The sequence below is a fragment of the Marinomonas arctica genome (assembly GCF_003259225.1).
GTDB lineage: Bacteria > Pseudomonadota > Gammaproteobacteria > Pseudomonadales > Marinomonadaceae > Marinomonas > Marinomonas arctica.
In genome coordinates, this window is the sequence record NZ_QHJF01000055.1 from 1 (window position 1) to 8414 (window position 8414).

Sequence of the window (8414 nt, forward strand, 5' to 3'; positions counted from 1 at the left end):
GCTAAAGCCACGACCTACAAAAGATTATTAAATCAATAACTTATAGGATTGAAACGGAGTAAGGCGAACACCAAGAGCGAGATAAAAAATAGTACATTAACCTTTATTCAAATCCCGGTGGGTATTTTTCAGATACTTCTTTAATAAGTTCTTTGACTTTTTTGATGGCGAGGGTCAATTGCCCGTGCGGTGACATAGATAATGCTAGGTATCGTTTAATGCCTGGTGCAATGATACGAGAAACGGATAAGCCCAGTAGATTACGCGCGGATTCACTGGCATAAGCGCCTAACATTGCATAGCATTTGTCAGAAGCGACCGCATGGGTCTGAAGTGATAAAGAGTCGGCTTCCAGTACCACATTCAGGTCGATCTCGTATCGTCTTGCTAGTACGTCCAATCTATCTCGCCAGCTACTAGGACGACAAAATAACGTTAATGGAATGCCATTTATTTCGCTGAACTCAATGGTTGGATTCGCGGTTAATGGATCATTGGGTGGGCCGACTAAAAATGTCGCGGTGTCACGTAAGTAAATATCACCACCTTTATCATCGATGGAATGTCGAAACAGTAACGCCAAGTCAACACGCCCTTCTTCTAGCCAGTTTTCCAATTGGTTGCCCTGCGCTTCTCTGACCTCTAGCTGTATCCCTGGGTAGCGCTCTTTGGCAAGTTTATACACTTCGCTTAGCCATGGCGCCGCCGTCGATGGCAGGATTGCTAATCTCACTTTGCCAATAGGAATGCCCGAGGTATTTCGGATGCTGTTTTCAAGCTGTTCCGTATGCTGTAGCCAGTTCCTGACCTCGGGTTCTATGCGTTTTCCCAAGTCAGTGAGTTCGACTCCTCTGCCCGTTCGTATAAATAGCTGACAATTAAACGCCTCTTCTATTGTCTTCATTTGGCGACTCACTTGCGGCTGGCTTATACCATGAAGCGACGCCACTTTACTCAAGCTCCCCAGTTCACAAACGTCGACAAAGGTTTTCCATACTTCGTAATTCATGCCCTACAACCCATACGTTTTATACATATCAGAAATACTACTTTCACAGTATTCACATAGCAAAACAAATTCTATCCTAATTTACGTGCTCTTAACCCAAACAGAGCCACACCAAACCAACAACATAATAATTAAAGGTAAATCTAATGAATAAAATTGATATAGACCTTCGTGGACTGAACCCTGCTCCTGTCACTCCTTTTAATCGCGATGGCACTGTCGACTTCAAGGCAATTCAAAAACTTGGTTCATGGCTGAAAAGTGTTGATGGCGTGAAAAGCCTTACTGTTTTGGGGCATGCTGGCGAAGGCACATTCCTATCTGAAAAAGAACAAATGAAAGTGATCGAAGCATTTGTTGAATCGGTTAACGATGAAATCCCTATCATCGCGGGCATCACCAGAGAAGGCACAGACGTCGCGGCGGCAGAATGTCGCAACGCGGTGGAAGCGGGTGCGAAAGCCGGTTTATTGTACCCTTCACACGGCTGGCTGCGATTTGGTTATCAAAAAGGCGCGCCACAAGACAAATACAGAGCCTGCTATGAAGACAGTGGTTTACCGCTAATCCTATTCCAATATCCAGACGCAACAAAATGTACTTACGATCTAGAAACACAGCTTGAAATTTCCGCTCAACCTGGTGTTTTTGCGATGAAAAACGGTGTCCGTAATATGAAAAGATGGGACACTGAAATCCCAGTGATTCGTGCAGAACGACCAGACCTACAGATTCTAAGCTGTCATGACGAATACCTATTGCACACTATGTTTGATGTAGACGGTCTTTTGGTTGGTTACGGTAACGTGGCACCAGAATTATTGGTTAAACTGATCGAAGCGGGTAAAGCCAAAGATTACCCTGCGGCTAGAGCCATTCACGATCAACTTTTACCAGTCACTAAAAACGTCTATCACCGTGGATCTCACATGGAAGGTACTGTGGCACTAAAACACGCCTTGGTTGCTCGAGGCATTTTGGAGCACGCAACGGTACGTTCTCCGCTGTTACCGCTTGCCGAAGGAGCAGACGTTGAAATTGCGGACGCATTACGCTCTGCAGGTATAATTTAATAGAAAAATTATATTGCCTTAAATACACTGAAATACATTTTCATAAGGGCGGTCACGGCTGCCCTTAATTAAGGAGAACAAGATAATGAAAATAATTAATAAGTTTTCTCTGCTTGCTTCAGCTCTTATTTTTACAAGTGTACTTTCGCTACCTACCCAAGCTGAAGAGTTAAAACTAGGCGCAATGCCTGTTGGATCGGGTTGGTATGTTGGCGCTGCGGCCATCCAAAGGATGGTGCAAGAAAAAGATTCCAAATTAAACATTGAGATCATTGCCCGCGGCGGCGGTGTGGCCAATCCCATGGTGGTTGAATCTGGCAAGGCGGATATTGCGTTATCAAACGTGGCCACTTCTCGCTGGGCTTCTGAAGGTATGTTGCTGTACCAAGGAAATTCAGCAACCCATATCCGCTCATTGGTAGGTGGCCTCAATCCTGTTTATATCGGCGCCATCGTTCGCAAAGAATACATGCAAGAAAATGGTTTCAAGTCTTTGGATGATATTTTGAAATCAGACCGTCCAGTAAACATTATGATGAAACCTGCTGGCTCCAATATTCCTCCCGTTGTGGAAGCCATTCTCGCTGCCTATGGTTTAGATAGAGATAAAATTAAGTCCCAAGGCGGCAGTATTCTCCAAGTAGATTCCTCACAAATGTCCGGGTTAATCAGAGATAAACGGGTAGATCTTTTTTTTGATACCATTTTACAAGGACACCCGTCTATTACTGAAATCAGCTTAACTGGAGGCATTGAGTTTTTAGACATGTCAGAAAGAGCGTTGGACGTCATGGCCTCGCTAGGTCTACAAAAAGGCAGCTATGGAAAATGGTTTGATGCACAAACTGACAGTAATATTGGCGGAGATTTTGGTACGCACTTAATCGCCAGTTCAAAAATGAGTGATGATACCGCCTACTCAATCACCAAAATTGTCATTGAAAATATGGATCAGCTCAGCAATGACTTTAAAGCTTGGAAGGCATTTAAGCTTGAAGATGCGGCTAAGCCGGAAAAAAATGGTATTCGTTTGCACCCAGGCGCCATTCGTTATTACAAAGAAATTGGCCTGTTAAAATAATGTCGTGCTAAGCCTCAACAATAAATATAAAAATCAGGTGTAAAAGATGCAAAAATTTGTTCGTAGATACATGCTCGACCCTTGTGCTTGGTTAGCGCTTGGGTTGTTGGCTTACCAATACTGGATTTTATTTAATCCAGATCTTCCCTTAGTTGAGCGCGCAACGCATTTAGTACTGACTTTAGCGATCGCTTTTCTTTCCACACCCTTTTTAAAAACCAAACCATCGTCAGCCTTAAACAAAGCCATTTCGGTGCTTATGTTTGCCTTGGTCGTTGTGGTTGGTTGTTACTACTACTTCGAAAGTGAAAGGCTTTCTAGCCGAATTGAAAATGTCTCCCCCATTGAAACTTATGACATTGTTATTTGTACCATCTTGATCGGCTTACTTTTAGAAGCCGTTCGAAGAACCGTTGGCTATGTTCTGTTAATTGTCATTATTACGTTTTTGCTCTATGGCGTGTTTGGCTATTTGCTACCAGGACAAATGAGCTTTAGCAATATTTCGTGGACAGAATGGAGCGAGATTTTTGGCATGACAACCAGTGGCATCTTGGGTGTCACTACCGCAACCTCTACCAACTTTATTTTTTACTTCATCGTCTTTGGCGTGGTGTACAGTTCCGTTGGTGGTGGACGGCTCTTTATAGAGCTCGCCATCAAGCTGGTTGGAAAATCCAAGGGAGGCGGTGCGAAAGTGGCCATTATTGGCTCTAGCTTGATGGGGACCATTTCTGGCAGCGCGGTCGCCAATGTGACAGCAACAGGCGTATTTACCATCCCATTAATGAAGCGAACAGGCATAACACCAGAAAAAGCAGCGGCTTATGAAGCCATTGCTTCCACTGGAGGTCAACTCATGCCGCCCATCATGGGGATCGCGGCCTTCGTGATGGCAGAAATGCTTGCCACCTCTTATACCAATATCGCACTAGCGGGCATTTTTCCAGCACTTGCCTTCTACTTTTCCTTGTTTGTCTTTGCGGGAATCCATGCCAACAAAACCAATACCGGTACGCTTAACGATGAAGATATCAATGAAATTAAATCCATCTTCCCCAGATTAAACATGCTACTGCCACCTGTGGTACTGGTTATTGGCTTAGTCATGGGATATTCCGCACAAATCTCTGTTGTGTGGGCCACGATAACCTGTTTCATCGCGCCATTTTTAAGCAAGGACACGCGCTACGACCTAAAAAACATCCCACAAATGGTACTGGACTCTGGTATTCAAGCGGCAAAAATCGCTTGTCCCATTATGGCAATAGGGTTAGTTGTCTCCGTCGCGATACAATCTAACCTAGCACTGAAATTTGCCTCAGGACTCATTGATATGGGAGGCGGTTCTTACACGGTTTCTTTAATCATGATAGTGCTTGGCTGCATCATCATGGGAATGGGACTTCCTACTGTCGCGGCGTACATTATTGGCGCAGTATTGTATGTTCCAGCCCTTAAAGAACTTGGTGTTAGTGAGCTGCAAGCGCATTTCTTTGTGATGTATTTTTGCGTCCTTTCGATGGTAACACCGCCGGTATCATTGGCGTCTTTTGCCGCGGCCGGCGTTGCTAACACAGATGCCATGAGAACCAGTGTGGAAGCCTTCAAAATCTGTGCTGTGGCCTTCCTCATTCCATTCGCCTTCCTTGCTGACGAAGCGCTCCTGTTTATAGGAAGTTATGTAGATATTTTATTGGCTGGCGTTGGATTGATATTTTCAACCGTCATCTGGGCAATCGGTGTCATAGGCTTTGCAAAAAGAAGGATGAACAAACTGGAACGCATCATAATGATGGCATGTGGATTCTTCGCAATGATCTCTCAAACAGCAAGTGCTATTTGGCTTATAGCCATTGGAACCAGCCTTGTTTATTTGGCTTATCACTGGTTAACAAAAAATAAGGAGCCCGCATTAACTCACTCCTTAAATCACACTAAATAAAGGGTATATTCAAATAACCGACCTAAAAAAGCCCTTTTCGGATTGAAAGGGCTTTTTTATAGAAATTTAGGGTCGAAATTTAGAATTTTAGGGTCAGATGAAAAAAAGCTATTTTTCACCTGACCCTAAATTCCCTTTTGGCTAATCTACTTTGGGCTTCTTCTCGCCAATAATCGTGACTATTATTAACTCCTCATGTTTTCTGGACATACCAAAGCTGTATAACGCTCGCAACATCGGACAAATTGGAGTGAAGCGGAAATTTGTTCCGCGTGCTTGCGTTTGTTAGTGCATTCACTCAAAGAATCTTGATTGTCTAGCCAATAATTTTCGACTTTCCATTATTTCAATTAAAGGGTACAAGTCATTTAAAATCTCTCGAACTTCTTGACTGTTTAGATAACTATTCCCATCTCGCAATGAAACTTGGATGCAACGTAAAACGCAATCTATACGAAAAGAGTTATCACAGCCACCCTCATGTTCAAGGGAATGATTATTAATTGCCGCTATTAGTGACTCCATGTCCTCAGCAAATAGGTAATTCAGATTGCCATGAAGATATAAAAAATCATCTACCTCAGACTTTGAAAGAACTTCGCCAAGGGATCTGTAGAGTTTTCTGTAACTTTCAGAACCGACATATATGGCATTGGGATTACTGTTAAAAAATGACTGTAATCTATTTACTACAAAGAGCAGACCTTCAGTTTCTTCTATTGATTGTGCGTCTCTATTAGGGTATGGCTCGAAAAATGAAATTACGTAATCATCTGGGTTGTATGAATTTGATTTCGCTTCCTTTTTCTTGAATAGGCTTTTGAAAAAATCATTAAACCTTCTTGGTTTGCCGACACTTGCTTTTTCATTGCTCCATTCAAGAGCTCTAGGTATCAAATGGTCTCTTAACCAATCGTGAGTTGTTTCGGCATCCCAATAATTTCGAGGGCTAATGGAAGTACCTTTCGAAGAGACGACAAAATAATTTGGAGGCTGCCAAACCAAAACAACGTCGTCATCAACGATTTTATAGTTTGAAACCAAGCCTTCATAGGCTCTAGGCTTAATAAATGCATGGTATCCTGCATCCATCGTTTTTGTTTTGTTATTAGTAAATATTTTTAGCCACCCTGGGCAGCTATCAAATAAGCTCCAGTCTCCCGTGGAGTTAAAAGCATCATGACTTTCAGCAAAGCCGAGAAGAATTCTCCATAACCCTCTCTTTATTCTTAGTAAAGGGATATCTTCCGTAGACTTGGTATGATAATTAAAATGTTTTGACCTCCAAGATTTTTCGATCTTATTCACCTGTTTTCTGTATTCATTCCAGAATACATCAAGCGCGTCACATAGACTAATAACCTCAGGAAGGCCTAATCGAATACGGCAATTTCCTATGTCACAGTAATAGCTATCTCCATCTACTTCCTTAATTAAAAAAGGTCTTACTGCATCAGGGACAGGAATCTTCGCCGCGACAAAAAAGCTCTTTACCAGTTGTTTATGATTAAGGGTTATCATTACATGTGAAAATCTTCCATTTCTAAATTCAATATAACAACTTGCACTATTTTTCTCTAATGAAGGGAGAAATGCGTGAATTTTTACATGGTCATTTATGTAAGATAGACTGTCACCGAATAGATTTTTGGTTGGCTCTTTATACCCGTTCCAAGTCGCGGGCTCGTCATACCGCCATATGCCATAGTTTTCTATATGCCATATTGCAGCCTTTCCAAATAACATCTCAGTCCATGCCACATGGAAGTACTTGTAAACTAGTTCAGGAAAGCTCTTAACCCACTTATTAAGTGTAGAGGCAGGGATAATTCTATAACTTATTGACTTTACTGATATTTTTGCAGCTTCGCTTTGCCATAATGCGATCTCCTCAGCGGAGATATCTTCAGAAACAAAAAGGTTGAATTCAGCTATATCAAAGCCCCATTTATCATAATTATCTAAGAACCTTTCTATAGTTTTTCTGTATTCACTAATCGTGTACGATTTAACTCGCTTTACTTCATAAAGAGAATAATTACCCTGCGTTCTCCCGTTATTTTTCACAAAAATATCGGCACCATATTGTTTTTGGCCAGAAATGCCGATAGGCAATACATCAGTAATATCGTCGTCAAGCTCTTGCTCAACCCTGCTGTAGATGAGATCGCAACAAAACTTTTCAAAAATATGAGGTTCTAACAACCCAAACGGTAGTTCTTTTTCTAAATCTGTTGCCGGAGCCCTAAACTTTTCTATTTCTATGTTTTTAATATAGTTCGGTAATTCCATAACCTTCTTAAACTGCTCTATGACGGATTTTCGACTAGCACTAACGCCCGCCTAAGGGGCTGACAACACATAACACTCAACTCAAACACAACAGCCATAACCACCGCAGCTCATTGGGACTGGAAACGCCGCGCATTGTCAGTCCCTCTTGAGGCGTTTGTTAGGCTTGTAGTACAACGCAGCTACCTATAAACATGGTTCCTAGATTTGTAATTTCAATGACACCTTTCTTTGTTCCGGGCTGGTACTCACTCCCTTCATTTACATGAACTTCGTGGCGTTGACCTAACTCTGTGTACACTTGCTCGTCATCAAGCCATATGTCTCTTCTAACATTTAAAAGCCCTAGAGCCTCTAAGTTACTTATATATGCTTTAGTATTTTGGGGAAAAGCTAACCCCGGCGTATCTTCAAGCTTGGTAATCATAGGCTGAATAATATGGTACTGACCTGTACTTCTTTTCAACGTTTTATCAACAAATGGTATTGATGTCTTTCCTTTTAGCGTACCTATTAACAAAGCCTCATCAGGTGATAGGCTATTAATTACATTTACAAAATTAGGGTGGGCCATACCACAATTTGACTTACTAGATGCTTTTGCTAACAGCTCTGTATAAAGGTTTACGAGCTCTTCATTTGTTACATAAGTTAGTTTTTCCAAAATTGGCACACCAACCTCTGGTGCAACTTGAACAATATCATCAGTATTTGAACTTTCGAGTTTTTCTCTGTATTTGTTTAGATTTGATTTAACTACATACTTTCCTTTCGTATTCAATAGTTGAATAGGGATCAATACTGTATTGCCAAGCCCTAAAACTGTTTCTAAGGCTTTACCAACTTGTTTCACCCCAGGTTTAGCTAAATCACCATAAACCTCTTTAAGCAACCCATTTTCGCCAGAAATAGCTTCAACGATCTCATTTATCATTTTTACTCCTAAAGCCTAACCAAGCTGTAGAAAAATTAAGTTTTTCATGTAAATAATCTGCCTCACCTTGGATTTGTATA

The 8414-nt window shown here is 41.6% G+C and carries 6 protein-coding genes; 3 read left to right on the forward strand and 3 right to left on the reverse strand.

The annotated features are described in order from the left end of the window. Window positions 1-103 precede the first annotated feature (103 nt). Entirely contained in the window at window positions 104-1009 is a 906-nt protein-coding gene (locus tag DK187_RS20590) for a LysR family transcriptional regulator (RefSeq protein WP_111609174.1), read from the reverse strand. Between the two features lie 146 nt (window positions 1010-1155). Here DK187_RS20590 and DK187_RS20595 point away from each other — a divergent pair, with 146 nt between their 5' ends. From DK187_RS20595 to DK187_RS20605, 3 genes are all read left to right on the forward strand, one after another. Beyond that, a complete protein-coding gene (locus DK187_RS20595; protein ID WP_204355676.1) occupies window positions 1156-2082 on the forward strand; it encodes a dihydrodipicolinate synthase family protein in 927 nt (308 codons plus the stop codon). Between the two features lie 85 nt (window positions 2083-2167). Next, window positions 2168-3163 (forward strand): TAXI family TRAP transporter solute-binding subunit, encoded by a 996-nt coding sequence (locus DK187_RS20600; protein ID WP_111609175.1) that lies wholly within the window; start codon window positions 2168-2170, stop codon window positions 3161-3163. Between the two features lie 46 nt (window positions 3164-3209). Beyond that, a complete protein-coding gene (locus DK187_RS20605) occupies window positions 3210-5108 on the forward strand; it encodes a TRAP transporter permease (RefSeq protein WP_111609176.1) in 1899 nt (632 codons plus the stop codon). A gap of 294 nt (window positions 5109-5402) precedes the next feature. On the opposite strand, the gene DK187_RS20610 is transcribed toward DK187_RS20605, so the two are convergent. Together DK187_RS20610 and DK187_RS20615 are read right to left on the reverse strand one after the other, a co-directional pair. After that, complete coding sequence (locus DK187_RS20610) at window positions 5403-7400, reverse strand: hypothetical protein (RefSeq protein WP_111609177.1); 1998 nt, start codon at window positions 7398-7400, stop codon at window positions 5403-5405. A gap of 160 nt (window positions 7401-7560) precedes the next feature. Continuing rightward, window positions 7561-8334, reverse strand: a complete 774-nt coding sequence (locus DK187_RS20615; RefSeq protein ID WP_188322898.1) for a DUF4393 domain-containing protein — start codon at window positions 8332-8334, stop codon at window positions 7561-7563. Window positions 8335-8414: the final 80 nt, after the last annotated feature.

Bases quoted from the DNA above. Each gene is read 5' to 3' on its own strand.
- DK187_RS20595 (WP_204355676.1), top strand. From the start codon at position 1,156: ATGAATAAAATTGATATAGACCTTCGTGGACTGAACCCTGCTCCTGTC.
- DK187_RS20600 (WP_111609175.1), top strand. From the start codon at position 2,168: ATGAAAATAATTAATAAGTTTTCTCTGCTTGCTTCAGCTCTTATTTTT.
- DK187_RS20615 (WP_188322898.1), bottom strand. From the start codon at position 8,334: ATGATAAATGAGATCGTTGAAGCTATTTCTGGCGAAAATGGGTTGCTT.
- DK187_RS20605 (WP_111609176.1), top strand. From the start codon at position 3,210: ATGCAAAAATTTGTTCGTAGATACATGCTCGACCCTTGTGCTTGGTTA.
- DK187_RS20590 (WP_111609174.1), bottom strand. From the start codon at position 1,009: ATGAATTACGAAGTATGGAAAACCTTTGTCGACGTTTGTGAACTGGGG.
- DK187_RS20610 (WP_111609177.1), bottom strand. From the start codon at position 7,400: ATGGAATTACCGAACTATATTAAAAACATAGAAATAGAAAAGTTTAGG.